The organism is Uliginosibacterium silvisoli, from assembly GCF_036017035.1.
Classification (GTDB): Bacteria; Pseudomonadota; Gammaproteobacteria; order Burkholderiales; family Rhodocyclaceae; genus Viridibacterium; species Viridibacterium silvisoli.
Window position 1 is genome coordinate 155,765 of record NZ_JAYXHS010000003.1, and the last position, 24,202, is coordinate 179,966.

The window sequence follows — 24,202 nt, forward strand, 5'->3', positions numbered from 1 at the left end:
ATCAGATCCAGGACTTGAACCACATCCTCGCGTACCAGTCATCCATCGAGATCTCCAGCCCCAGGAACAGCGGTAGCCAGTAGAAGAAGGCCGCAACGATGAGCAGCAGCACGCAGAGCCCGGCGGCACGCGCCCCGCGGCTCGCGTCGGCCATCAGGCGATCGATGCCGAATGCGCAGGCCACGAAGCCGAAGGCCACGCTGGGCATGTAGTGGTAGATGAATGAGCAGCGCGTGATGCCGATCCATGGCAACAGACTGACAACGTAGCCCGCGCTGAGATAGATCGCTGTCCATGAGGTAGCGCTCAGAGGGCTACGCTTGCGTGGCAATGCAGGCAGGCTGAAGCGCAAGCGCCCTCGCCTTCTGTGCGGCAGGCTCTGCGCCAGGCCGATACTGGCGAGAAAACCGCCACGCAATGCGAGGGCAGTCGCAGCGAGCACCGCAGGCACGGCGAACCACCACAGGGCGGGATTACCCATGGCATGCACGACATGCGTGATGCCTTGCGGCGCGTCGGGAGGGGGCGGCGCCGTGGGATTCAGATCCTGCGGCGATCGCGCGGTAAACAGGTAGCTGACCGGACGCTCCATGACGGGCCAGGTCGACCAGCGCGAGCAGTACGGGTGCTCCGACGGGCCGTCCTTCACGCCTTCATGGAAGGCCAGCATCTGGCGATGGATGTCCATGAAATTGGTGTTGTTCACCCGCAGGTAGGGCTGCCACTGCAGCACGTAAACCACCAGTGGCACGACCAGCAAAGCCAGCAGCATCGTCCAGATGCCGAGGCGGGTAGATTTCTGCAGTGGGTGTGTCTCGACCTCGGCGTGGTGATGCGCGCTCTGTGAATGCGTGTGCGCGTGACGCCTTTGCCGTATCCAGCCGAACCATAGCTTCTGCAGCCATGCGAGCAGCCACAGCCCCCATGGCACGGCAAGGAATGCGACACCGCTCCACTTCACCGCAATCGCAGCACCGAGGCTCGTACCAGCGAGCAGGATCAGCACGTAGTGCCGCACCGGGCGCCCGGTGTTCAGCGCGCAAAGGAAGAGATAGTGGCCGAGCAGGCCGAAGAACATCAGGAAGATATTGATCAGGCCGTAGCGCGCTTCAACGAGGAACAGACCGTCGAGCGAGACGAGCAAGGCGGCCAGCAAGGTGGGGCGCCAGCGCCTGCACAGTTGCCACACGATGCCGGCAAAAACCAGCGGCAGAAGGGCGCCCGCGAGCGCATCGATCCAGCGATAAGCCCATGCCGGGTAAGGCGTACCGATCTCGTTGTTGGCATCTACACCCAGCTGGCCGGTGAGAACGCTGGCGCGCATGCCGACCGCAATCAGCATCTTGCCAAGCGGCGGATGCCCGTCAAAATACGGCGCATTCTCGATGTGGTTCTGCGCGTACTTCGGGAAGAAGACCTCGTCGAAGACCAGTCCGTTAAAACGCGACAGACCCCAGAAATGGATCAGCAGCGAAAAAACCGTAATAGCCGACAGAAGCAGCCAACCCGTACGCCACGAGCTGGCACGCCGGGCACTGGGCGCCCGGCCTGAAGCTGATGCGGAAAGGGTGGCGGGATTCTCTAGAGAGGTTTCGGGCCCGTTCTCGCGCGGGCTGACAGACAGGGTATCGGACATCTTTTCTTCTTCTGTTTCACGACGCAGGTGTGCCGCCGCATTATCGCGCCCTCCACTGGCACGTACGTAAGCACACCCTTTGAGGCAGACACTTTCATAAGTGAGCCTGATTCTGGCAACCCACACTGCGACGAAGCGCAAACAAGTGGCGCGAGCTGCAATACAGCCGCGCGAACGAAGAGCAGCCGGATCGCCTCGCCCGCGACGCAAGCGCGCGTGCCATGCAGGCTGCGATCGCCCGTTGGCGACGAAGCATACGCTCCCGCAGGTTTGGCAACGCGTTTTTAGCGGTTCTGGATACTCCGGCAATGTTCTCGGTCACAAAACAACACGACAACAAGGCATGGGCTGAAACTCCGGCCGGACTGCTGCAATGCACGCGCGGCGTGCGGCCCGAACGCGCAAAATACCCGCCTCGCGTGAGGCCAAGCGATTCAGCCCATGCCTACAACCATAACCAGAATCACGGCCCCGCCTCCGCCCCGTCAGAGACATCACACGCAATGCCAAGAGCCCACTTCATTATTGTTCTGGCATTTTCCATATTCGGTCTGCTGGTGTTGATGCTCTGGTTACATGCAACCGGCGCCAACGACTCGGCACGAATTGGCGTGGCAATCCTGAGCGGCCTGGCCGCGCTGCTTGCAGGCGTGATACCGGCACTCCTGATGCGCGCCATCGATCTACCGCGTGCCTTGTATCTTGCTGCACTGGTGCCGGGTATCGGGCTCGGCGTCTGGATCTGGCGCTACTTCATGTGGCACGACCTCGGCATGCAATTTCTGCCGCAATACTCGCCAATGGCGCTCACGGTACCGGCCCTGTCGTTTGCCTTGGTCGCGGCTGCGGCGCTCTATCATGATGTGCGCATGCGCCTGCTGAAACATCGCCGCCTCGCCGAGACAGCCGAGCGGGAGTCGCTCGAAGCACAGTTACGCACATTGCAGGCGCAGGTCGACCCGGACTTCCTGTTTGGCACCTTGCGCGCCATCGATGCCCGGATCGAAGAGGCCCCCGAGGATGCGCGTGGCCTGCTGACATTGCTGAACCGCTACCTGCGGACCTCCCTGTCGCAAGCCCGCGGCAAGCTCGCCACGCTGGAAGCGGAGTTCGCGCTCCTGGAGGCCTACCTCGGCATCGCCAGCGCGAGACGCGACGGCCAGGTGCACTCCACCCTGAGTTGCGCGGAGGACTGCACAACACTCGACTTTCCGCCCATGCTGCTGCAGCCCCTTGTCGAACTGGCGATCGCCCGCGCTGAAGATGGCGCCCGGATTGCGATCGCGGCGAACCGCGCCGACAAGCATGTCGAAATACGCCTCCGCGATGCGGCCGGCAGGCTGAGCGCGGCACTTTCACGCAAGGACGCACCGTTGCAGGAGGTCGCCAACCGACTCCATGCCCTCTTCGGCGTCCACGCAAGCCTGCTGCACGCGGACAGCTACGCTCCGGAAAGCGGGATTGTCATGCGCGTCCCCATCGACCGATCGAGAGGATTCCAGTTTGCCTAGATACAGCTACCTCATCGCTGAAGACGAACCGGCGCTCGCCACCGAGCTGGCAATGCTCTTGCGCCGGCATTGGCCGGAGGCGATCTGCATCGGCGTCGCCGCCAGCGGCGACGAAGCCCTCCATCTCGCACGCCGGGAGCAACCCGATATCGTCTTTCTCGACGTGCGCATGCCTGGCTGCGACGGCATTACCGTCGCACGCGAGCTTTGCAAGGAGGCCCATGTCCCGTTGATGGTCTTCGTCACGGCCTTCGATCAATATGCGCTGGCCGCATTCGATGCTGCCGCGCTGGACTACCTGCTCAAACCCGTGGAATGCGAACGACTTGCCTTGTGCGTCGAACGGCTCAAGGAGCGTCTCGCGCGCGATCAGAAGCCGGCGCTCGACGATCTGCTCTGCCAGTTGCGGCAGCTTGTGCCGGGCACCCAGCGCGCGCAACAGGCGCTGCGCTACATACGCGCCGGCACCGAACAATCGGTACGCCTCATCCCCGTTGAAGAGGTGCTCTATTTCGAAGCGCGCGACAAGTATGTTTCTGTCATCACACCGGAGGGAGAGACACTGATACGCACCGCGCTGCGCGACCTGCTGGCGAGCCTCGATCCCGAGCATTTCTGGCAAGTCCATCGCGGCCTGATCGTCAATGCACAGGCCATCGTCAGCGCAGATCGCGACAAGATGGGACGCGTACGTCTCAACATGCGCGACAACCTCCACAAGCTCGTCGTCAGTCGTCAGTTCTCACATCGCTTCAAGCCGATGTAGCACGGACTCCGGCATAGCGGGCATGGATTCCATAGAGACCCCAGGCGGCACCCGCCACGCGACGATCACGCAGCGGGAATACGGCCTGTATGTGCTCGGCCTGCTACCGGCAAGTGTCGTCGTAAATTTTGTCGGCGGTCTCGCAATCACGGTCATCCTTCTGCCCTGGCAGGATTTCTGGCGCGGCATCCTGTGCTTCCAGATCCTCGGCTCGTGCATGCTGCTCGGCGCGGTCAGCATGCGCTGGGTGCGCCAATTCCTGCTGCCACCACACTCCGAGAAATTCCCATGGCATCTTCTGATCGGTGTGCCGGGCGGCCTGGTGGCAGGCCTCTCCGCGGTCCACGGGCTTTTCAGACGCGACGTCGATAGCCTGTTGCAGCAGCATGGCGGCTTCGTCATCACGCTGGCCGTGATCAGTTCCGCCATCCTCGGCACGGTGTATTTCAGCATCCGCTGGCGCGTCGCCCACGAACAATGGCGCGGCCAGCGCGCACAACGGGCGGCACTGGCTGCGCGCTTGCGCGCCCTGCAGGCCCAGGTCGAACCGCACTTCCTGTTCAACACCCTGGCCAATCTCAACGCATTGATCTGCCAGTCGCCAAAAGATGCCCGCGCCTTGCTCGCGCATTTGCAGCACTACCTGCAGGCATCGCTGTCGCATAACCGCGAAACGACGACACTGCTGGCAACCGAGCTGGCTTTGCTCGAAGCCTATCTGAAGATCATGGCCATCAGGCTGCCCGACCGCTTGCACATCCATGTCGAGTGCGCAGCCGACTGTGCCAGGCTGCCCTTCCCGCCCATGCTGTTGCAACCACTCGTCGAGAACGCCGTCATCCACGGCATCGAACCGTCGACCACCGGCGGGCACATCGTCGTGCGGGCCGTACGCAGCGCTGACACGCTGCAGATTGAGGTTGCCGATACCGGAGTCGGCCTTGATCACACGCCACCCAAGCCTCACAGCAACAACAGCGGGCTGGAAAACGTGCGCGAGCGCCTCGCTGCGCTGTTCGGCCGGCACGCAGCGCTCTACGTCCAGGCACAGGTGCCACGCGGTACCCGCGCTTGCGTACACATCAGCGTGGCGAGCCTGCAGGCACGCGCTTGAGCGTTGCAGAAGCCGCATCCCGGCAAACCATCCGGCACGCGCGACAGCTTTTCTTCATTACGTCTGCACGCGAAATTTACGTACAGCCAGCCTGCCAGTCCCGCGACGACAAGCGCATGGGCTGAACGCAGACGCGCCGCCCACCCCTGTCGCAGCGGCCTCAGACGGGTCCGGGAGGCCCATCTGCAAGCCCGGCCTGCGCCCTCGGGCACGCCGGCTGCTGAGGAAACAGGCGTGTCTTCAACGACACGACACAGAACGTGGCGCAACGACGCGACACCTTCGAGAAAAATCGATCGGAACCTCCAGGACGGGTGCGCGGACAAGTGGTGACGAGCCACCTGATCGTTGAACGCAGCCACCCACAATGCACCTGGGATATTCATGAATCACAGACATATGAGGAACGACAACATGAACAAGATCACTGCTGCCCTGATTGCCGGCCTGCTGGCAACGACTGCCCACACGACTTTCGCCGCTGACGATGTCACCAAGGCTGAAGTGAAAGCGGAGAAGGCCAATACCAAGGCCGCCGAAAAGGAAGCCAAGGAGCACGCCAAGGCGGACGAGAAGGTAGACAAGGCCGTCACCAAGGCCAACAAGACCATCGACAAGGCAGATGCCGACGCTGACAAGACCAAGAGCAAGGCTTACGAGAAGGCTGCCAAGGCAGATCCGGAAGATGCCACCAAGGCCGAGGCAAAGGCTGACAAAACCGCCGCCAAGGCCGATGCCAAGGCTGACAAGGCCAAGGTGAATGCGGTGGTCAAGGCGGACAAGGATGTCGTCGAAGCCGCCGGCGCCAAGGTGAAGGCCACGTCGAAGACCGAGGCTGTTGAAGCCAAAGGCCAGGCCGACATCAAGGCAGCAGGCGCGAAGTAAGCCTGCCCTGGCCTGCCGCATGACGCAGCAAGGAAAGCCGGACTCGTCCGGCTTTCTTCTTTTCCACGCCCGGCAGACTGGGCGATGGCAGGGGGTTCCGGGATAATTGCCGGCATGTCACGCCCACGCATCATCCTCAGCACGCTCAACGCGAAATATATCCACGCCTCCCTCGGCCTGCGCTACCTGCTCGCCAATATGGCGCGGCATGGCAGCGAAGAGCTGCGGGCACAAACCGCGCTGCGCGAGTTCACGATTGCGCGCGCGCCGCGGGATATCGTCGCTGCATTGCTTGACGAACTCGGCGAAGCTGAGGGCGTTCAGATTGTCGGCTTCGGCGTGTACATCTGGAATGTGACGCAAACCACTGAAGTCGTGCGCCTGCTGAAGATCGCCCGCCCGGCGATCAAGGTGGTGCTTGGCGGGCCCGAAGTCAGCTACGAATATCAGGAGCAGGAGATCGTGCGCCTTGCCGATCACCTCATCACCGGCTGGGGCGACGTAAGTTTCCCGAAGCTCTGCCACGCCCTGCTGCACGGTCCGCAACCGCTCATGAAAATCATCGTCGGCGAGCAGCCCGCGCTGGATGAGGTCGTCATGCCGTACGCGGAATACAGCGATGATGATCTGGCGCATCGCCTGCTTTACGTCGAAGCCTCGCGTGGCTGTCCGTTCAAATGCGAGTTCTGTCTCAGCTCGCTCGACAAGACGGCGTGGGCTTTTTCACTCGACGCTTTCCTCGCCGAATTGGATCAGCTCTACACACGTGGTGCGCGGAATTTCAAGTTCGTGGATCGCACCTTCAACCTGAAGATCGACGCCTCCATCCGCATCCTGCAGTTCTTCCTGGAACGCTTGTCGCCCGACCTGTTTGTGCACTTCGAGGTGATTCCGGATCATTTACCCGACCGCCTGAAAGACGTCATCGCCCAGTTCCCGCCTGGCGTGCTGCAGTTCGAGATTGGCATCCAGAGCTTCAATCCCGAGGTGCAACAGACCATCTCGCGCCGCCAGGACAATGCGAAGACCGAAGCGAACTTGCGCTGGTTGATGACGGCGAGCCACGCCCATCTGCACACCGACCTGATCTTCGGCCTGCCCGGCGAAACCCTGGCATCCTTTGCTGAAGGCTTCGATCGTCTGCATGCCATCGGCCCACACGAAATACAGCTCGGCATCCTCAAACGCCTGCGAGGTACGCCCATCGTGCGCCACAGCATCACGTTCGACATGGCGTACGACGCACAGCCGCCTTACATCGTGCAACAGACGAGTTCGGTCGACGCACCGACGATGCAGCGTTTCAAACGACTGGCACGCTATTGGGATCTCGTCGCCAACTCGGGCCGCTTCACGCGCGCCATGGTCTTGCTGATGCAGGGGCCTTCAGCCTTCGAAGCATTCATGCATTTCTCCGACTGGCTATGGCACACCACGGAGAAAACCAGCGGCCTGACTCCCGAGATGCTGCTCGACGCGGTGTTCGATTACCTGACGGGGCCACGCGGGCAGCCCATCGACATCGTCCGCGAGACCTTGCTGGCCGACTACCTCGCCAGCGGCGCGCGGGCCAACCCCGAGTGTCTGCAAGGCCTGCTCGGCCAGCGCCCGGCACCTGTCTCGCGCGCTGCATCGAAACTCCAGCAGCGCCAGACACAACACGCGGATAATCGGGCAGTCGGCCCGGCTGGCCCGCATCAAGACCTCGTCGCCGAAGCAGAGCGCTGACGTACCACCGCAGGGACGGGAGATCGCAACATGAACCGTTTTTACTTCTCCAGGCTTGCCACATACCTGCGGCAAGAGCGTCCCCGCCACATCGCCCACCTTCGCATGGCGCTCGGGCGCGCAATTTTCTGGGGCGGCGCGATCATCGTCGGCCTGCTCGCTGTGGCGTTCGCAAAATCAGCAGATGCGATGAGTGGTGTTTTCAGGCACGCACACGAACACATGCCCCTCCTGCCCTTGCTGGTCACGCCGCTGGCAGGCGCCTTGTGCGTGTTCCTGACACGGCGCTTCTTTTCCGCCGCAGCCGGCAGTGGCATTCCGCAGACCCTGGCCGAGATGCGCCGGGAAGACGACGATCTCCGCCCGCTCCTCTCGCTACGCATCGCGGCCGGCAAGATCGGCGTCGGCGTCATGGCGGTCGGTTCCGGCTTCTCCCTCGGCCGCGAAGGCCCCACCGTGCAGGTCGGCGCCTCCATCATGGCAGCCGTACACCGCCATCTGCCACGCTCCCTCGGCATCCAGCGCCATCACCTGCTCGTCGCGGGCGGCTCCGCCGGAATTGCAGCGGCCTTCAACACGCCCCTGGCGGGCATCATCTTTGCCATCGAAGAAATGAGCCGCAGCGTCGAAGCGCGCATGAGCGGCCTGGTGATTACGGCCATCGTACTGGCCGGCGTCGTGTCCAAGGTATTCATGGGCGGCGGCCACTACTTCGGTCATGTCCTGATCGAAAGCAATGACAGCGTGCTGCTGGCCTGCGTGGCGCTCGCCACGCTGAGCACAGGCCTCGCAGGTGGCGTGTTCGCACGCATGCTGATCCTGGCCGCAACGCGCTGGACAGGCCGGGTCGCGGACTATCGCAGGCATCACCCGATCCGCTTTGCGGCATTGTGTGGCCTGCTTGTAGCCTTGCTCGGCATCGTCTCGGGCGGCCTTACCTTCGGCAGTGGCTACGAGCAGACGCTGCAGGTCCTGCACGGCTATGGCGAGTTGCCCTGGTATTTTGCGCCAGCAAAATTCATTGCCACCGTGACGGCGTACCTGAGCGGCTTGCCCGGCGGCATCTTCGCGCCATCGCTTTCCATTGGCGCCGGCATCGGCAACACGCTCAGCGACATGCTGGGCACCCCGGCCACACAGAGCATGCTGATCGCATTGTGCATGACAGGCTTCCTCGCCGCCGTGACCCAGGCGCCGATCACCTCCTTCGTCATCGTGATGGAGATGGTGGACGGCTACTCGCTCATCATCGGCCTGATGGCGACCGCGCTGCTGGCCTCCGCCATATCCAGATTGCTGAGCCCGCCGCTTTATCACACGCTGGCCATGATCGAGTACGAAAAGGCGCGCGATAGCGAACACACGCAGCTTGCCGCAACGCCTCCGTCCGAACGCTAGGGGCGGCTTGAAGACTTTTGTCTCCTCCAGCCAGCCGTTCAGATGCTCGATCCATATTTGCAAGACCTGCCGTAAACAACGGCTTATAATAAGCAGGGTGCAAACCAGCCGGCATTATCGGCTGGACCAATCTCATTTTTTGATAGAGGCCGCTCATGAACCATCTACCTGCAGTCCCCTTCGCAATCTGCCGTCAGATCATGGTGGGGCTGATCGGGATTTTCTTGTGCAGTTGCGGTGGATCAAGCGGTGAGGATCGCACGCCCAATGCGCCCCCAATCGCTCCTGGCCGTGGCGATTCGTCCGCCGCCTCCTCTGCTACATCAAGCGCCAGCTCCTCTGCCTCCAGCGAGGCCAGTTCAAGCTCATCATCTTGAGTCCGCAGCGCGACTGCTATCCGTTGCGGACGCCATGCATCCTCGAGATCTCGAGCTTCTCGTTACTCAAATGATGCCTTACGGCAAATACCAGGATCGCCTGCTTGCCGACCTGCCTGGCCCGTATCTCGCCTGGTTTGCGCGCGAAGGTTTTCCCAAGGGACAGCTCGGCCAGTTGTTGGCCATCATGTACGAGCTGGATCACAACAACCTGAGGATGTTGCTGGATCCCTTGCGCAAGAAAACGTAGCCGATGGCTACGTAGAGAGCTTGCGCTTGAACTCCACCCGCGCCGTGCGCGCACGCAGCTGACCGCAGCCGCCCTCCACGTCCTGCCCTGCCGAATTGCGCAGCCGCGACAGGATGCCGCGCTGATGCAGCATGCCGGCCATGGTCGCCGCGCGCTGCCAGCTGGGCCGCTTGTAGGGCAGATCGGCGATCGTGTTGTAGGGGATGAAATTCATCAACGCATATTTGCCGGTAAGCAGCTTGATGATGCCCTCGACTTCCTCGTCACTGTCATTCACGCCCTCCAGCAAGGTCCATTGGTACTGGATCGGATAGCCCGTATCGCGCGCGTATTTCTCGCCGAGCTCGACCAGCTCTGCCGGATCGATGCGTGGTGCGCGTGGCAGCAGTTGCTCGCGCAGATCGGCACGCGTCGTGTGCAGTGATAGCGCCAGCGCGGGTTTCACCACACCGAGTGGCAAGCGCTCGAAAGCGCGGCGATCGCCTACAGTCGAGAACACGATCTGCTTGTGGCCGATCTGGCCCAGCGTGCCGAGCAGCTCGATGGCTTCGAATACGTTGTCGAGGTTGTGGGCAGGCTCGCCCATGCCCATGAACACCACCTTCTTCACCGGCCGCCGCGCACGCGCGAGGATCACCTGCGCCACGATCTCGGCGCTACCGACCTGACGCAGCAAGCCCTCGCGGCCAGTCATGCAGAAAGTGCAGCCGACCGCGCAGCCCACCTGGGTGGATACGCACACGCCGTCGCGCGGCAGCAGCACGCTTTCGACGGTCTGGCCATCGGCCAGCTCGACCAGCAGGCGCGCCGAGCCATCCTGCGCCGGGTGTTCGGATTTCACGCGGGCCAGCGTCTCAAGCTCTGTACTCAGGGCAGGCAAGATTTCGCGCACACTCTTCGGCAGAACGTCCTGCACCAGACGCTTCTGTGGCCCGGCATCAAGCGCCTGCGCGCGCAGCCAAGCGCGCAGCACACGCTGTTCGTGGCCGGTTTTCGCGCCGTGATCGCGCAAGCGTTGCTGGATGTCCTGGATGCGCATAGGGGTAATCTAGTGAGGCGCCGATGTTAACAGATGGCCCCCGTTTGGCGCATAGTGCACTCCTCTGACAACAAGCCCCCACGCCAGACAATGAGTGAAAAACCCTCCGGGCAAGACAAGCAATACACGCTCGCCGCGAACGCCGTATCGACGACGATCCGCGAGCGCATCCAGCGCGCCGGCAAGCGCTTTCACGCCAACGACAATATCTCCGCCTTCATCGAGCCGGGCGAAATGGAACGCCTGCTCGAGGAAGTCGCCGGCAAGATGCAGGGCGTACTCGAAAGCCTCGTCATCGACACCGAGAGCGACCACAACACGCAGGACACGGCACGTCGTGTCGCCAAGATGTACCTCAACGAAGTCTTCCGTGGCCGCTATGTGCCTGCGCCGCCGGTGACCGAATTCCCGAACGCAGAACGCCTCAACGAGCTGATGATCGTCGGCCCGATCACTGTGCGCAGCGCCTGCAGCCACCACTTCTGCCCCATCATGGGCCGGCTGTGGATCGGCCTGATGCCCAATGAGCATTCCAACCTGATCGGCTTGTCCAAGTACTCGCGCCTCGCCGAGTGGATCATGAGCCGGCCGCAGATCCAGGAAGAGGCCATCACGCAGATGGCCGAGGTGCTGATGAACAAGGTCAATCCGGACGGGCTTGCCGTCGTCATGGAAGCCGATCACTTTTGCATGCACTGGCGCGGCGTGAAGGACTCCGAAACAAAGATGACCAATAGCGTGATGCGCGGCTCCTTCCTCAAGGATGCCAGCCTGCGCCGCGAATTCCTTTCGCTCATCAAACCCTGATCAATCCCGGAAATGAGGTCGCCATGCTAGTCCGCCTGCATTACGCCAGCCACGCCGCCGCACCGCTCACCGCGGAGATCGTCGACAGCATCCTCAAGAAGTCCCGCGAGCACAATGCGGCGCTGGGCATCACCGGCATGCTCTGTTACAGCGATGACCTCTTCATGCAGGTGCTGGAAGGCGGTCGCGACGAGGTCAATGACCTCTACAACACCATCGTGCGTGATACCCGCCACGACCACGTGCGCATCCTCAGCTACGAAGAGATCAGCGAACGACGCTTCGGCGGCTGGACCATGGGCCACGTCAATACCGCCAAGGTCAATCCCTCGCTGTTGCTCAAGTACGCCGAGAAGCCCAGCCTCAACCCCTTCAACTGTTCGGGCAAGGCCTCGATGGCGCTGCTCGACGAGCTGATCGCCACGGCCTCGGTGTTGACACGCTGCAGTTGAGCGCGCTCAGGCCTGCTTGATATCCGCCGTCGCGAAGCCGGCGGAAAGCTCCGACACTTCGGGCAGCATGCGATAGATCAATGCCAGCTGCCGCACCACGCGGCGCTCGGCAGCACTGGCGCCGGTCGGCACGTCATCCAGTTGCTGGGCGAGATTCGCGTCGAGCGCAAAAGTCGCGCGTGGCTGCCGCGCAGCCAGGCTCTCCGCCATCCCTTTCAGTGCGTCTGCGATGACGCCAGCCACGTTCTCGATCAGCGTGCCGTGTTGCCACTGTGCGACCTGTTCGCGATGGGCACCGAGTGCGGAGATGTAGCCCAGCAAGGTGTGGCTGACACACAGGAAGCGGAATGCCAGATCGGGGGCCAACTGGTACTTGTCTGGCTCGCCCAGCATGCTGGACAAGGTGCGCGACAACTCGGCATCGGCGTTATGTGCATCGCGTCGGGCAACGCGATAAGGCAAGTCGTCGTGCTTGCCTTGGCGGTACTGGCCAAGAATCGACGCCAGGTAGCTGCCGGAATTCTGGATGGTGCTCGCCATCGCCTGATGCAGATGACGCCCCTGCCAGTCCGGCAAGACGCAAGCGACCACCACGCTTGCCAGCAAGGCGCCGATAACCGTGTCGAGCAGGCGCGGCCAGATCAGCGCGTAGCCGCTACCGACCTGGTTGAAACAGATCAACACCAGCACCGTGATGCAGGCCGTGGCGAGCAGATAGCGATCCGCACGCAGGGCAAAAAACGCAACGCCCGCCACGACGATGAGCGCCAATTGCGCCGGCACCTGCGGAAACGTGAGGATGAAGAGCGACGCAGCCAGCAGCCCGAGCACGGTGCCACCAATACGCTGGCCCATGCGCCGCCAGGTCCCGCTGTAACTCGGTTGGCACACGAACAACGTGGTCAGCATGACCCAGTAGCCCTGCGGCAGTTTGAACAGATGCAGCAAGCCATAGCCCGCCGCCAGTGCCAGCGACAAGCGCAGGCCGTGCCGGAAGCGACTCGACTCGGGCGTCAGGTTTACGCGGATGCGCCGCCACATCTCGCCCAGCGTTTGGGGACTCCCGTCGCGCAGGCTGCTGTCTTCCTCTGTCCGCAAACTGTCCGGATTGCCTGCATTGGCCAGCAAGCGCTCTATGGTCGTGATGTTGCGGCACAGATCCGCCAGGGAGTCGACGAGACGCGACCACTCGGGCGCGGGATGATCCTGCACGTATTGCAAAGCCGCGCTGAGCTCATCGAGCGCCAGCACACCGTCGCGGCCGTAGTCGAACGGGATGCCGCGCAGGATCGCGTCGGCCAGCCGCGCACAAGCGGATGCCTGTACGCGCATGAGCCGTTGCGCGCGGAACAGGATGTCGCTGCGCGCGAAAGCATCGGTCAGCGCGCGATACGGGTAATGCGCCGAGCTGGCGCGCTCATGCACGTCCTGCGCGAGGAAATACCATTTCAGGTGGCGCGTGCCATCAGGTGATGGCCGGCTGTCTTGCACCCAGCGGATCAGCACTTCGCGCGCCTTGTTCAGCGCATCGACGAGGCGACCGTTCTGGTCCGCCAGCGCCAGGCGCTGCGCGTTCTCGTCACGCCCGCTGACCGGCTCCAGCAAGGCCGCCTTGAGCGCCAGATAAGTCGACAGCGCATTGAACACGTGCGCCAGACTCTGCCGCGAAGCGCGCGTGCGGAACAGCGCCGCCGCCAGCAAGGACAGCAGGCCGTACCAGATGGCACCACTCAGCAGCAGCACCGGTTGCCACCACGTCGCCTCGCCCTCCACCGCCGCGTGATCGGCCACCAGCATGGTGTAGACCGCCAGGATCAGCGACCCTAGCGCAATGGTGGCGTAACGCTCGCCCGCCGCGCCCAGCATGACGAAGGCAAAGGTCGACGTCATCAACCCGATCACGAACAGCCACGGGTAGGGAAACAACAGCTTCACCGAAAACGACGCAACGGCGAAGCAGATGAGCAGCAAGAACAGGCTCTTGAGCCGCCCCGAAACACGATCCTCCGTCTCGGCCAGCGCCGACGCGATCACGCCGAGGATCAGGCTGATCACCCAGTGCTGGCGGTCGAACCACAAGCTCACGCCGATCACCCCCAACAGGGCCAGGGCAACCTTGATACTGTCTATGGTCTTGTCATGCGCCCAGACGCGACGCAGCAGGCCGGAATTACGCAACATCGGAAATACGGGCTCCAGACGAGGGAAACAATGGGTGCGACTCAGCGACAGCCCGGCTGCATTATCCCCCGGCCGGCAAGCTGGCCGTTGCGGCATGCCAAACAATGAACATCCCGTGGGACAAGCACCGGCTGCACGCCCCGGCGCACCCCTCTGCCCCGAAGCTGCTCATGACACAGAGACGTTCAACGAAGAGGTTATTTTACCCGGATATTATTGACTTTTATTTTAACCCGGGTAAAACTAGAGGCCTTACTTGAACGAGTACGCCAGCATGAACACCTCTGAAACGCTCCCCGAGCTCAACTGGATCGCCTTCGCCGATTCGAAACGTATCTCTTTTGGCGCACCCACCGACGTCGCCACCCAAGCGAAGTCGTTCGTCGATGCACAACCGCAAACCACCGTCTTCATGTTCGACGCTGTGAGCAGTCAGCGTATCGACATCGATCTTTGCGCGCCGCTGCCTCTCGTGCTGCGCGGCGTGCCAAAACCGGTTGCGCCTGTGCAACCGGAAGACGCACCGCAAGCCGATGCCCCGCGCACGGCGGGCCGCCCCAAGCTTGGCGTGACGGCGCGCGAGGTCACCTTGATGCCGCGCCACTGGGAGTGGCTCGCCTCGCAACCGGGCGGAGCCTCGGTGTCTTTGCGCAAACTGATCGAACACGCCATGCGTGCTGGCAAGGAGACGGATCGTATCCGCCTCGCCCGCGAATCGGCCTATCGCTTCATCAGCGCCATGGCGGGCGATGCAGCGGGCTTTGAAGAAGCGTCACGCGCCCTGTTCGCGGGCAACGAGGTAGTCTTTCGCGAGTGCATCGCGAACTGGCCTGCCGATGTGCGCGAGCACGCGCTGGCACTGATGCAGGCAGCCTCGCCTGCCGACACCCCGGCTGGCTGATCACGCAGTGCCGGCCGCTGCGCGCTTCGGGTCTGCAGCAGCAATCACGAAGTCGATGAAGCGGCGCACGCGCAGCGGGATCTGGGTGCGCTGCGCGTAGTACATGTAGAGGCCCGGGCGCGCGCTCGCAAGCTCGGGCAGCAATCGCACGAGCCGACCGGCCGCCAGGTCAGCGGCAATCGTGAAGTCCAGCAACTGACCGATGCCCACACCGCTCAGCACCGCGGCATGTTCGGTCGCAACGTCGTCGCAACTGAAAACGCTGGTCACGTTCTGGAACACCAGCTCGCCATCGACCATCAGCTCCCATGGCATCGTGCGGCCTGTCTTCGGATGACGAAAACCGGTGCAGCGATGCTGGCGCAGCAGCGCCTCCAGCGAATCCGGTGTGCCATGCCGTGCAAGGTAGGCCGGCGCGGCGCAGATACTCATCGGCACATTACCGAGATGGCGCGCCACCACGTTGCGCTCCGGTGCATTGCCGCTGCGAAACCCCACGTCGATGCGTGACTCGATCAGATCAGTGAATTGGTCTTCCAGCACCAGGTCGAAATGCGTCTGCGGATACTCCGCCTGGAACTCCGCAATCAGCGGTACCAGCACGTGCGTCGCCACGGAGGGTGGCGCAGTGATGCGCACCAGCCCCGCCTCGGCCTGACGACTTTGCTGCACCTGGCCCAGCGCATCGTCGAGCAGGCGCAGGCCCGGATCGGCCAGCTCGAACAGCCGCGCGCCTTCATCGGTGAGGCTGAGCTTGCGCGTGGTCCGATGCAGCAGACGCACACCCAGCTCCGCTTCCAGTTGCTTGACCGCCTTGCTCATGGCTTGCGGCGTGATGCCGGCATCGCTCGCGGCGCGGCTGAAACTGCCTGCGCGTGCCACGGCGAGGAACAAGGCCAGCGCTCTCGATTTATCCATCTCATGCCCTTCAGTGAAAGCGAAGTATCGAGCCTATTCTCAACCATGAGTTGCTAATGATTCAATCCTGGTGCGTCTAGTTTGAAAGTCGGGCGTACCCCAGGATTCGTTCCGCCAGCTTCGCAGCCAGCGATCACATCGAAACGCGTGCGGAGTCATCGAACGAAAGGGGAATCACCATGACGCAAATTTCGACAGCATCTTCCGCCAACAAGGTCTGGTTCATCACCGGTGCTTCGCGCGGTTTCGGCGCCCTCATCGCACGCGACGCGCTCCGGCGCGGCGACAGCGTGGTCGCCACGGCACGCAATCCGCAAACCGTCATCGATCAACTCGGCGAGCATCCGCAACTGCTGGCGCTCAAGCTGGACGTGACCAACGAAGCACAGGCCACCGACGCAGCTGGCGAAGCCATAAAACGTTTCGGCCGCATCGACGTGCTGGTTAACAACGCTGGCTATGGCCTGATCGGTGCCGTCGAAGAAGCCTCCGCCGAAGAAGTGCGCGCCCTGTATGACACCAACGTGTTCGGCCTGCTGCATGTCACACGCGCCGTGCTGCCTGCCATGCGTGCCGCGCGCAGTGGCCATGTCATCAATATCTCTTCCGTCGGCGGCTTCTCGTCCTACTCGGCCTGGGGTGTGTATTGCTCGACCAAGTTTGCGGTGGAGGGATTGAGCGAAGCGCTGTATCACGAGCTCGCGCCGCTGGGCGTCAAGGTCACGGTGGTCGAGCCCGGCTTCTTCCGCACCGACTTCCTCGATGATTCATCGCTCAAATCGACCGGCGTGCGCATCGGTGAGTACGTGGAGACGGTCGGTGCCATGCGCAGCCTGATGGCAGATGCCAATCACAAACAACCCGGCGATCCACTCAAGCTCTCGCAGGCCATCCTGCAACTGGCCGACACGGCGACGCCACCGCAACGCCTGCAGCTGGGCAGCGACACGGTTGCCAGGCTGCAGGAGAAACATCGCTTCGTTGAAGCGGAACTGGCGCAGTGGCTGAGCGTGGCGACTTCGACGGACCACGACGTATTGCAGGCAGCCTGAGAACTGGTACGCACCCGCACTGGCGCAAGCCGGTGCGGGTTACCTGACCCTCCTGATCAACCCGCTGTCTGGCGCGCGGCTGCTACGCCGCAGCGATTGCGGCGGCTGGCCGAACACGCGTACGAATGCCCGGCGCATGCGCTCCGGGTCGCTGAAGCCGACATCGCGCGCAATCGCTTCAATCGGTTCGACGCCTTCCTCGATACGCGGCCTTGCCGCTTCCGCACGCAGGCGTTCGACCGCCTTGGCGGGCGTGGCGCCCGTCTCGACGAGGAACGAGCGGCTGAACTGGCGCGGGCTCAGGCACGCCACCTCGGCCAGTCGCTCCACCGACAGGTTCTCACGCAGGTTTTCGCGGGCGTGACGCAAGGCGAGCTGGATGCGGTCCGACGCCGGCTCCATCTCCAGCAGGGTCGAGAACTGCGACTGCCCGCCGGGCCGGCGGTGATACACCACCATGTCGCGCGCCGTCGTGCGTGCCGCTTCTCCACCGTAGTCTTCCTCGATCATCGCCAGCGCGAGATCGATGCCCGTCGTCACGCCCGCCGAAGTCCATATCTGGCCGTCATGCACGAAAATGCGGTCGCTATCGACGCGTGCACGCGGATGCTCGCGCTGCAATTGCGGGCCGACGCGCCAGTGCGTCGTCGCGCGACGGCCATCGAGCAGCCCTGCATTGGCCAGCATCAACGCGCCATTGCACACGCTCGCCACACGCCGCGCGAACTGCGGAGCCGCGGCAATGAAGGCGCGTAGCACCGCCGAGTTACGCGCCTCCCAAGCACCCGTACCGCCCGACACGATCAACGTGTCGATATGCGTCGGGATGTCGGGCGGAATGCTGCCGCAGGAAATCGGTACGCCGCACGAACTCATCACTAGACCGCCCTGCTCCGCGAACACCTCCCAGGTGTAGGCCGGCGCTTCCGGCGTGCTGGTGCGCAGGGTCGCGACCTGGAATGCGGCGAGCGGCCCGGAAAGGTCGAGCAGCTGGAAGCCGGGGAAGACGAGAAAGGCGATGTGGCGGGCCATGAGCGCGTGTGTCTGTATTTGAGGGAAATAAGTCGTTTACGCCACAAGCGTCGCGCGAGACACTGGCGCTGTCAAGTTCGCAAAACCCGAGAAGGAAAAGATCATGACTTACCGTGTCGCCATCAACGGCTTCGGCCGCATCGGTCGCAACGCACTGCGCGCTTTTTATGAAAGCGCAACCCGCAAGAACTTCCAGATCGTTGCCATCAACGATCTCGGCTCGCCAGAAATCAACGCTCACCTGCTGCGCCACGACACCGTGCATGGCCGCTTCAACCGTGAAGTGCGCATCGACGGCAATGACCTCATCGTGGCAGGTGACCGCATCAGCGTGCTCGCCGAACGCGACCCGGCGAAGCTGCCGTGGGACCAGCTCAAGATCGATCTCGTGCTCGAATGCACGGGCCGCTTCGCCACGCGCGACAAGGCCAGCGCGCACCTGCAGGCCGGCGCACGCCGCGTCATCATTTCCGCGCCCGGCGGCAAGGAAGTGGATGCCACCATCGTGCTTGGCGTGAATGACGAGTTGCTGAAGGCCGACGACACGATCATCGCCATCGGCTCGTGCACCACCAACTGCCTTGCCACGCTGGTGAAGCCCCTGCATGACGAGATCGGCCTCGTCACCGGCCTGATGACCACCATCCACTCCTTCACCAACGACCAGGTGCTCACCGACGTCTATCACGAAGACCCGCGCCGGGCGCGCTCGGCCGTGGCATCGATGATCCCGACGAAGACCGGTGCAGCCTCGGCCATCGGTCTCGTCATGCCGGAGCTTGCGGGCCGCCTCGACGGCTTCTCGATCCGCGTGCCGACCATGGACGTGTGCATGCTCGATCTCAGCTTCGTCGCTGCGCGCCCCACGTCGGTGGAAGAGATCAACCGCATCATGCTCACATCCAGCCAGCACGGGCGCCTCAAAGGCATCGTGCAGTACAACGAGGAACCGCTGGTGTCGGCCGACTTCGTGCACAACCCGGCCTCGGGCATTTTCGACGCCACGCTCACCAAGGTGCTCGGCGACACGCACGTGAAGGTTTACGCCTGGTACGACAATGAGTGGGGCTTCGCGAACCGTCTGCTGGATGTTGCCGGTCTCTTTGCTGGTTGAGATGTTTCAGGGCCGGCGGGCGTGCAACGCCGGGCCGCAGCCGCGTTAGACTTCGGACACTGGTCTGAAAACGTGGAGACGGTTCATGCACATCCGCCTTGCCCTGATCGATGAAGCCGCGCGCGTCATCGAGCTTTATCGCGAATACGACCGCCCGCCCGACATCCCGCCCTCACCCGAGCGGGCACGCGAGATCTTCAACGCCATCAATGCCTTCGGCCATGTCGCGGTGGCCGAAGACGAGGGCGTGATCGTAGGCTCCTACTCGATGTACATCTGCCCCAATCTGTCACGTGGCGGCCGCCCGTTCGGCGTGATCGAGAACGTCATCGTCGCGGCAGCATCGCGCCACCAGGGCATTGGCAAAGCGCTCATGAAACACGCGCAGGAAGCGGCTGTCGCGGCCGATTGCTACAAGCTGATGCTCAGTACCGGCTGCATGCGTCAGGAGAACCACCTGTTCTACATGTCCTGCGGCTTCATCGGCGACAAGCTGGGTTTCCAGATCCGCTACGACGGAACCTGATTACTCGGTCCCCGACGGCGCGGGCTGATGCTTGCCGGCGCTGGTCCGCTGCGCGCGATAGATACCGTTGTGGCCCGAGAAGAGATAGCTCACCACGCAGGCAATGGCGGCGTAGAGGCCCGCCTCGGCACCAAACAGCTCCATCGCCATCAGTGTCGATGCGATCGGCGTATTCGCCGCACCTGCAAAAACGGCAACAAAACCCACGCCTGCCAGCAGCGAGAACGGCATGTGCAGCAGTGGCGCGAGGGCATTGCCCAGAGTCGCCCCGATGTAGAACAGGGGCGTGACCTCTCCACCCTTGAAGCCGCTGCCCAGCGACGCCACGGTAAACGCCATCTTCGCGGCAAAATCGTACGGCGCCAGCGGTTGCTGGAATGCCTCGACAATGACCGGAATGCCGAGGCCGATGTAGCGATCCGCCACCAGCCACCACGCAGCCGCCGCGACCACGCAACCGCCCAGCAAGGGCCGCAGCGGCGCGTAGATGATGCGCCGTTTCATCCAGCCACCAAGGGCATGCGTTGCCGCCGCAAAGCCCCTGCCGGTCAGGCCGAACACTGCGCCGGCGATCACCATCCCTGCGATACCCCACACGCTCAGCGCCGGCACCGAGGCAATGACGTAGTGGGTGTGATGCACGCCCCACCACAGACCGATCTGGTCGGCCGCGATGGCGGCGATCAGGCAAGGCATGATCGCGTCATAGCGCAGCCGGCCGATGGCCAGCACCTCGAGCCCGAAGATGGCACCGGCCAGCGGTGTACCGAACACCGAGGCGAAACCGGCACTGATGCCTGCCATGAGAATGATGCGGCGGTCTTCGTGCTTGAGTTTCAGCACGTGTGTGAGTTGATCGGCCAGCGCCCCACCCATCTGCACGGCCGTGCCCTCGCGCCCCACCGAAGCGCCGAACAGGTGCGACACGATGGTGCCGCCCAGCACCAGCGGCACCATGCGCAGGGGCACGACTTTCTTCGGGTCGTGTATCTCGTCGATCAGCAGATTGTTACCCGCCTCCACCTCGCGGCCGAAGCGCAGATACAGCCAGCCCACGGCAAAGCCGGCCAGCGGCAACAGCAGGATGAGCCAGCGATGCGCTCCGCGCGTCGCCGTCGCCCACTCCAGCGAGAACAGGAAAAAAGCCGACGCCGAGCCGGCGAGCGCCGCGACGGCCAGTGCCAGCAGCACCCACTTGCCCATGTAGAACACGAGGCCGGACAGTTCAGAACGCAGGGAAGTTTTCACGTATGTCCGGGTGCGATTGCGGAAAAAATTCCATCTCCTGCAACGATTGTAACAACCGCTTTCGCAAAAAAGAGCCAGAACAGGGCGCCACGGCGGCCACGATCAGCCAGAATAGCCGCCTCGCAAAACGTTTCTACAGGTCCTACCCATGAAGATTGAAAAAGACACCGCCGTCACGCTGATGTTCAAGGTGCTCGACGCCAATGGCCGACTGATCGAAGAGAGCAAGAACCCTACGGTCTACCTGCACGGCGGCTATGAAAACACGCTGCCAAAGATCGAAGAGGCGCTGGAAGGCAAGGAGCCGGGCTATCAAGTGACGCTGGCTCTGTCGGCCGACGACGCATTCGGCCAGCGTGACGAAACGCTGGTGACGACGATGCCGAAGGCCGAGTTCCCACCCGGCGTGAAGGTTGGCGGCTTCGTCGAACGTTCCGGCCCGGATGGCCTGCCGCGTCATTACAACGTGGTGAAGATCAAGGGCCCGGTGGTGATGCTCGATGGCAATCACCCACTGGCAGGCCAGGCGCTGCGTTTCGGCCTGAAGGTAGTGGATGTGCGTGCGGCTTCTGCTGAAGAAATCGCGCACAAGCATGTGCACGGTGAGCACGGCCACCACCACTGAGTGAGCCGCTTCGCCCCACGGAGCGAAACTGACAGACAGCAAGGAAACGGGGGAAAGGCGCAGGCCTTTTCCCCGTTCTGCTTTGAGCCGTCAGCGCGCGGGCAAAGCCGGCAGACTTTTTCTCACTGCGTCTCGCAGACAATGCTCAGGATGTTGCCGTCCGGATCCTTGAACCAGGCGTTCCTGATCTTGCCGAAGATGTGCACATCCCCTTCCCGCGTACCGCCGGGAAAGTCGTAGTGCTCGAAGTGCACGCCCTTGTCGCGGAGCGCGTGCACGACGTCCTCGATGCGTTCCTCGCCCCTGCCATCGAGAATCCAGGTCACCGCAGTAGCCTGATTGCTGCCGGCAAATTGCGATTCATAGACCAGTAGCGTGGTGTCGGCGCTGGCCAGCGACAGCACGCCAGACTCCTTCGCGCTGACGGGAGCCAGGCCAAGAACGTCCTGATAGAACTGGCGCGCGCGTTCGATGTTGCTGACGGCCACCGTCGCCACCGCTGGCTTCGTGCCCAGGATTGCATGGATCACTTCAGTCATCTTCGTCTCCTGCCGGGTTGTGCCGGGTTGTACGAGAGGGGGCGCAATAACTGCGCCCGTACCCGGCCCGATACGCCCCCATGAAGAAGCCATTGGGACAATGGCGCGTCGTTTGCTAGTGTTTGCAGGGCATACCGCAGCACCCGCAGATGGAGGCTTTTCATGTTCCAGCTCGCAGCAGCCCTGCCCGACAGCTTTCTCGAAAAACGCATCGAGCGCTTCATTTCCTCCTGGCAGTGCAGTGAAGGATTGCCCTGGGCGGTGGAGCTCTGGAACGGCAAGCAATACCGATGGTGTTCGCATGCGGCGGCTCAACCCCGGGTGACCCTGCGCATCAAGTCGCCGAAGGTCCTGATGAAGCTCGCCAGGACGGATCTCGACACGCTGGGCCAGGCCTACGCCGAAGGCGAGCTGGATATCGACGGACACATCCGCGACATCTGCACGGTCGTCGCCGATCTCGTCAATGGCTTCAGCAAGAACGCTGCGCGCCGCTTGCGCACCCGCCCGACGAGCCATACGCACAAGGTCGATGAGGCGTCGATTCGCCATCACTACGACGTGTCGAACGCGTTCTACCGCGAGTGGCTGGACGCCGAGATGGTTTATTCGTGCGCTTACTTCCGCGATGCCTCCGACTCGCTGGAGACAGCCCAGCAACAGAAGATCGATCACATCCTGCGGAAAATCCGCCTGCAGCCAGGCGAACGTTTGCTCGACATAGGCTGCGGCTGGGGCGCACTGATCCTGCGCGCGGCGAAGCATTATGGTGCGCAGTGCACGGGCATCACGCTCTCGCAACGACAGTTCGATCTGGCCACCCAACGCATACGCGAAGCCGGCCTCGAAGATCGCTGCACGGTGCTCCTCATGGACTATCGTGACGTGCATGGCCGCTTCGACAAGATCACCAGCGTAGGCATGTTCGAACACGTCGGCCTGCAGAATCTACAAAGCTACTTCCGCAAGATTCACGACCTGCTCGCAGATGACGGCGTGGTGATGAACCACGGCATAACGTCGAGCGATCCGGATTCAGCCGAGACGCCGCTCGGTGGCGGCCGCTTCATCGACCGCTATGTCTTCCCCAACGGCGAGCTACCCCACATCGGTCTCGCACTGAAAGAGATGGCCGCCGGCGGACTGGAAGCAACGGACGTGGGAAAACCTGCGCATGCATTACGCGATGACGCTGGATCACTGGACGAATCGCTTCGAGGAAAAAGGGGCGCAATTGCGCGAGATGGTTGGCGACAAGCGTTACCGCATCTGGCGCGCGTATCTGGCGGGCTGCGCTTACGGCTTCCGTCAGAACTGGATCGCGCTACATCAGATCGTAGCGGTCAAGGCCGATCAGTCGCAACTGCAGGCACTGCCACTCACGCGTGAATACATGTACGACACATAGCATGTACGACACATAGACCGAGGCACTGTGTCGAGCGCTGGCGGGCACAGACCGCAGATGCCTTCCGCATGATCGGAAAGTCTCCGCAGGGGCAAGCAACCTTCACGCGCTTTGCAGGTCGCGGATCTTGAAGCTTTCCGAGGTCAGTTCGTCACGCACGATCTTGCCATCCTGCACCGTGAGGCATTTCACGAACGTGAGCGTGCCTTCCTCACCGGTATGCAGGTCGTAAATGATGAGAGCCCGATCCCCTTTGCCGTAAGCACCGATCATCTCGAGATCGGTGATCGAGCCGGCAAGCCTGTCGAGTTTTTCGAGATAGCGCTTGGCTCCGCTGCTCGGCCCTTCAAAGACAACGTCAGGAGCGACGAGCCCCGCCGCAGTAGCCATGTCGCGGCTGGTCCAGGCCTTGGTAAAAGCCAGTGCAACGTCAACGGATGAAGCGTGCTGATTCATTTGTGCGTTCCTCGATCAATGTCGTGGGTTGTGTCTTGACGCAACGGAGTGCGTTTTTGTACGCATCAAACAGCAAGACTCGGGCCCACGCCATGCAATCAAGGGCATACCCGTACCATTGGGCACCCATCACAAACCGACAGGCTTGCAAGCACGCAAGCCCGCTCACCGCAGACGCATTGCGTAACGAATCTGTCACGTTCCATACGAACCCCGTCAGCACAGAGGAAATGCGAAAC

Annotated in this window: 23 protein-coding genes and 1 pseudogene; 16 read left to right on the plus strand and 8 right to left on the minus strand. The window is 62.7% G+C overall.

Annotation, left to right across the window (positions count from 1 at the left end; all coding sequences use genetic code 11):
• Window position 1 precedes the first annotated feature (1 nt).
• The gene (locus VVD49_RS15485; protein WP_327600108.1) at window positions 2–1,636 is read right to left on the minus strand and encodes a phospholipid carrier-dependent glycosyltransferase; all 1,635 of its coding nucleotides are present in this window, start codon (window positions 1,634–1,636) and stop codon (window positions 2–4) included.
• Between the two features lie 221 nt (window positions 1,637–1,857).
• On the opposite strand from VVD49_RS15485, the gene VVD49_RS15490 reads away from it, so the two are divergent.
• The 7 genes from VVD49_RS15490 (at window position 1,858) to VVD49_RS15520 (ending at window position 9,665) form a co-directional block, all read left to right on the plus strand.
• On the plus strand, window positions 1,858–3,147 hold the full coding sequence (locus VVD49_RS15490; RefSeq protein WP_327600109.1) for a sensor histidine kinase: 1,290 nt from the start codon (window positions 1,858–1,860) through the stop codon (window positions 3,145–3,147).
• On the plus strand, window positions 3,140–3,913 hold the full coding sequence (locus tag VVD49_RS15495) for a LytR/AlgR family response regulator transcription factor (RefSeq protein ID WP_327600110.1): 774 nt from the start codon (window positions 3,140–3,142) through the stop codon (window positions 3,911–3,913). The genes VVD49_RS15490 and VVD49_RS15495 overlap by 8 nt, the downstream gene beginning before the upstream one ends.
• 22 nt (window positions 3,914–3,935) lie before the next feature.
• Entirely contained in the window at window positions 3,936–5,027 is a 1,092-nt protein-coding gene (locus VVD49_RS15500) for a sensor histidine kinase (RefSeq protein ID WP_327600111.1), read from the plus strand.
• A gap of 414 nt (window positions 5,028–5,441) precedes the next feature.
• A complete protein-coding gene (locus VVD49_RS15505; protein WP_327600112.1) occupies window positions 5,442–5,912 on the plus strand; it encodes a hypothetical protein in 471 nt (156 codons plus the stop codon).
• Between the two features lie 114 nt (window positions 5,913–6,026).
• Complete coding sequence (locus VVD49_RS15510) at window positions 6,027–7,640, plus strand: B12-binding domain-containing radical SAM protein (RefSeq protein WP_327600113.1); 1,614 nt, start codon at window positions 6,027–6,029, stop codon at window positions 7,638–7,640.
• Window positions 7,641–7,670: 30 nt separating this feature from the next.
• Window positions 7,671–9,038, plus strand: a complete 1,368-nt coding sequence (locus VVD49_RS15515; protein ID WP_327600114.1) for a chloride channel protein — start codon at window positions 7,671–7,673, stop codon at window positions 9,036–9,038.
• 411 nt (window positions 9,039–9,449) lie between these two features.
• Complete coding sequence (locus VVD49_RS15520; protein ID WP_327600115.1) at window positions 9,450–9,665, plus strand: DUF3820 family protein; 216 nt, start codon at window positions 9,450–9,452, stop codon at window positions 9,663–9,665.
• Between the two features lie 7 nt (window positions 9,666–9,672).
• Here VVD49_RS15520 and VVD49_RS15525 read toward each other — a convergent pair whose 3' ends face one another.
• Window positions 9,673–10,704: an RNA methyltransferase gene (locus VVD49_RS15525; protein WP_327600116.1), complete on the minus strand. Its 1,032-nt coding sequence runs from the start codon at window positions 10,702–10,704 to the stop codon at window positions 9,673–9,675.
• A gap of 90 nt (window positions 10,705–10,794) precedes the next feature.
• Here VVD49_RS15525 and folE point away from each other — a divergent pair, with 90 nt between their 5' ends.
• Both folE and VVD49_RS15535 read left to right on the plus strand, forming a co-directional pair.
• Window positions 10,795–11,511 (plus strand): GTP cyclohydrolase I, encoded by a 717-nt coding sequence (gene folE / locus VVD49_RS15530; RefSeq protein WP_327600117.1) that lies wholly within the window; start codon window positions 10,795–10,797, stop codon window positions 11,509–11,511.
• Window positions 11,512–11,534: 23 nt separating this feature from the next.
• Window positions 11,535–11,963, plus strand: coding sequence for a BLUF domain-containing protein (locus tag VVD49_RS15535; RefSeq protein ID WP_327600118.1), 429 nt, complete (start codon window positions 11,535–11,537; stop codon window positions 11,961–11,963).
• A gap of 6 nt (window positions 11,964–11,969) precedes the next feature.
• Here VVD49_RS15535 and yccS read toward each other — a convergent pair whose 3' ends face one another.
• Complete coding sequence (gene yccS, locus VVD49_RS15540; RefSeq protein ID WP_327600119.1) at window positions 11,970–14,144, minus strand: YccS family putative transporter; 2,175 nt, start codon at window positions 14,142–14,144, stop codon at window positions 11,970–11,972.
• A 274-nt stretch (window positions 14,145–14,418) separates the two neighbouring features.
• On the opposite strand from yccS, the gene VVD49_RS15545 reads away from it, so the two are divergent.
• The gene (locus tag VVD49_RS15545; protein ID WP_327600120.1) at window positions 14,419–15,045 is read left to right on the plus strand and encodes a DUF2239 family protein; all 627 of its coding nucleotides are present in this window, start codon (window positions 14,419–14,421) and stop codon (window positions 15,043–15,045) included.
• Here VVD49_RS15545 and VVD49_RS15550 read toward each other — a convergent pair whose 3' ends face one another.
• Window positions 15,046–15,963 carry a LysR family transcriptional regulator gene (locus VVD49_RS15550; RefSeq protein WP_327600121.1) on the minus strand — a complete coding sequence of 306 codons (918 nt, stop codon included), beginning with the start codon at window positions 15,961–15,963 and terminating at the stop codon, window positions 15,046–15,048. It abuts the gene before it with no gap.
• Between the two features lie 179 nt (window positions 15,964–16,142).
• Here VVD49_RS15550 and VVD49_RS15555 point away from each other — a divergent pair, with 179 nt between their 5' ends.
• Entirely contained in the window at window positions 16,143–17,015 is an 873-nt protein-coding gene (locus VVD49_RS15555; RefSeq protein ID WP_327600122.1) for an oxidoreductase, read from the plus strand.
• 39 nt (window positions 17,016–17,054) lie between these two features.
• Here VVD49_RS15555 and VVD49_RS15560 read toward each other — a convergent pair whose 3' ends face one another.
• Window positions 17,055–18,047 carry a GlxA family transcriptional regulator gene (locus tag VVD49_RS15560; RefSeq protein WP_327600123.1) on the minus strand — a complete coding sequence of 331 codons (993 nt, stop codon included), beginning with the start codon at window positions 18,045–18,047 and terminating at the stop codon, window positions 17,055–17,057.
• A 103-nt stretch (window positions 18,048–18,150) separates the two neighbouring features.
• On the opposite strand from VVD49_RS15560, the gene gap reads away from it, so the two are divergent.
• Window positions 18,151–19,161: a type I glyceraldehyde-3-phosphate dehydrogenase gene (gap, locus tag VVD49_RS15565; protein ID WP_327600124.1), complete on the plus strand. Its 1,011-nt coding sequence runs from the start codon at window positions 18,151–18,153 to the stop codon at window positions 19,159–19,161.
• 85 nt (window positions 19,162–19,246) lie between these two features.
• The gene (locus tag VVD49_RS15570) at window positions 19,247–19,687 is read left to right on the plus strand and encodes a GNAT family N-acetyltransferase (protein ID WP_327600125.1); all 441 of its coding nucleotides are present in this window, start codon (window positions 19,247–19,249) and stop codon (window positions 19,685–19,687) included.
• On the opposite strand, the gene VVD49_RS15575 is transcribed toward VVD49_RS15570, so the two are convergent.
• On the minus strand, window positions 19,688–20,935 hold the full coding sequence (locus VVD49_RS15575; RefSeq protein ID WP_327600126.1) for a voltage-gated chloride channel family protein: 1,248 nt from the start codon (window positions 20,933–20,935) through the stop codon (window positions 19,688–19,690).
• 148 nt (window positions 20,936–21,083) lie between these two features.
• On the opposite strand from VVD49_RS15575, the gene VVD49_RS15580 reads away from it, so the two are divergent.
• A complete protein-coding gene (locus VVD49_RS15580) occupies window positions 21,084–21,560 on the plus strand; it encodes an FKBP-type peptidyl-prolyl cis-trans isomerase (RefSeq protein ID WP_327600127.1) in 477 nt (158 codons plus the stop codon).
• Window positions 21,561–21,682: 122 nt separating this feature from the next.
• Here the strand turns inward: VVD49_RS15580 and VVD49_RS15585 are convergent, their stop codons facing one another.
• Entirely contained in the window at window positions 21,683–22,099 is a 417-nt protein-coding gene (locus tag VVD49_RS15585) for a VOC family protein (RefSeq protein ID WP_327600128.1), read from the minus strand.
• A gap of 162 nt (window positions 22,100–22,261) precedes the next feature.
• Here VVD49_RS15585 and VVD49_RS21810 point away from each other — a divergent pair.
• Together VVD49_RS21810 and VVD49_RS21815 are read left to right on the plus strand one after the other, a co-directional pair.
• Window positions 22,262–23,224: pseudogene (locus VVD49_RS21810) on the plus strand (class I SAM-dependent methyltransferase); the annotation flags it as partial.
• A gap of 61 nt (window positions 23,225–23,285) precedes the next feature.
• Window positions 23,286–23,507 carry a class I SAM-dependent methyltransferase gene (locus tag VVD49_RS21815; protein WP_416384908.1) on the plus strand — a complete coding sequence of 74 codons (222 nt, stop codon included), beginning with the start codon at window positions 23,286–23,288 and terminating at the stop codon, window positions 23,505–23,507.
• A 102-nt stretch (window positions 23,508–23,609) separates the two neighbouring features.
• On the opposite strand, the gene VVD49_RS15595 is transcribed toward VVD49_RS21815, so the two are convergent.
• Window positions 23,610–23,963, minus strand: coding sequence for a nuclear transport factor 2 family protein (locus VVD49_RS15595; RefSeq protein ID WP_327600130.1), 354 nt, complete (start codon window positions 23,961–23,963; stop codon window positions 23,610–23,612).
• Window positions 23,964–24,202 lie beyond the last annotated feature (239 nt).

Coding starts and splice junctions, on each gene's coding strand:
- VVD49_RS15485 (WP_327600108.1), bottom strand. CDS start 1,636: ATGTCCGATACCCTGTCTGTCAGCCCGCGCGAGAACGGGCCCGAAACC.
- VVD49_RS15490 (WP_327600109.1), top strand. CDS start 1,858: ATGCAGGCTGCGATCGCCCGTTGGCGACGAAGCATACGCTCCCGCAGG.
- VVD49_RS15500 (WP_327600111.1), top strand. CDS start 3,936: ATGGATTCCATAGAGACCCCAGGCGGCACCCGCCACGCGACGATCACG.
- VVD49_RS15505 (WP_327600112.1), top strand. CDS start 5,442: ATGAACAAGATCACTGCTGCCCTGATTGCCGGCCTGCTGGCAACGACT.
- VVD49_RS15510 (WP_327600113.1), top strand. CDS start 6,027: ATGTCACGCCCACGCATCATCCTCAGCACGCTCAACGCGAAATATATC.
- VVD49_RS15515 (WP_327600114.1), top strand. CDS start 7,671: ATGAACCGTTTTTACTTCTCCAGGCTTGCCACATACCTGCGGCAAGAG.
- VVD49_RS15520 (WP_327600115.1), top strand. CDS start 9,450: ATGCATCCTCGAGATCTCGAGCTTCTCGTTACTCAAATGATGCCTTAC.
- VVD49_RS15525 (WP_327600116.1), bottom strand. CDS start 10,704: ATGCGCATCCAGGACATCCAGCAACGCTTGCGCGATCACGGCGCGAAA.
- folE (WP_327600117.1), top strand. CDS start 10,795: ATGAGTGAAAAACCCTCCGGGCAAGACAAGCAATACACGCTCGCCGCG.
- VVD49_RS15535 (WP_327600118.1), top strand. CDS start 11,535: ATGCTAGTCCGCCTGCATTACGCCAGCCACGCCGCCGCACCGCTCACC.
- yccS (WP_327600119.1), bottom strand. CDS start 14,144: ATGTTGCGTAATTCCGGCCTGCTGCGTCGCGTCTGGGCGCATGACAAG.
- VVD49_RS15545 (WP_327600120.1), top strand. CDS start 14,419: ATGAACACCTCTGAAACGCTCCCCGAGCTCAACTGGATCGCCTTCGCC.
- VVD49_RS15550 (WP_327600121.1), bottom strand. CDS start 15,963: ATGGATAAATCGAGAGCGCTGGCCTTGTTCCTCGCCGTGGCACGCGCA.
- VVD49_RS15555 (WP_327600122.1), top strand. CDS start 16,143: ATGACGCAAATTTCGACAGCATCTTCCGCCAACAAGGTCTGGTTCATC.
- VVD49_RS15560 (WP_327600123.1), bottom strand. CDS start 18,047: ATGGCCCGCCACATCGCCTTTCTCGTCTTCCCCGGCTTCCAGCTGCTC.
- gap (WP_327600124.1), top strand. CDS start 18,151: ATGACTTACCGTGTCGCCATCAACGGCTTCGGCCGCATCGGTCGCAAC.
- VVD49_RS15570 (WP_327600125.1), top strand. CDS start 19,247: ATGCACATCCGCCTTGCCCTGATCGATGAAGCCGCGCGCGTCATCGAG.
- VVD49_RS15580 (WP_327600127.1), top strand. CDS start 21,084: ATGAAGATTGAAAAAGACACCGCCGTCACGCTGATGTTCAAGGTGCTC.
- VVD49_RS15585 (WP_327600128.1), bottom strand. CDS start 22,099: ATGACTGAAGTGATCCATGCAATCCTGGGCACGAAGCCAGCGGTGGCG.
- VVD49_RS21815 (WP_416384908.1), top strand. CDS start 23,286: ATGACGCTGGATCACTGGACGAATCGCTTCGAGGAAAAAGGGGCGCAA.
- VVD49_RS15595 (WP_327600130.1), bottom strand. CDS start 23,963: ATGAATCAGCACGCTTCATCCGTTGACGTTGCACTGGCTTTTACCAAG.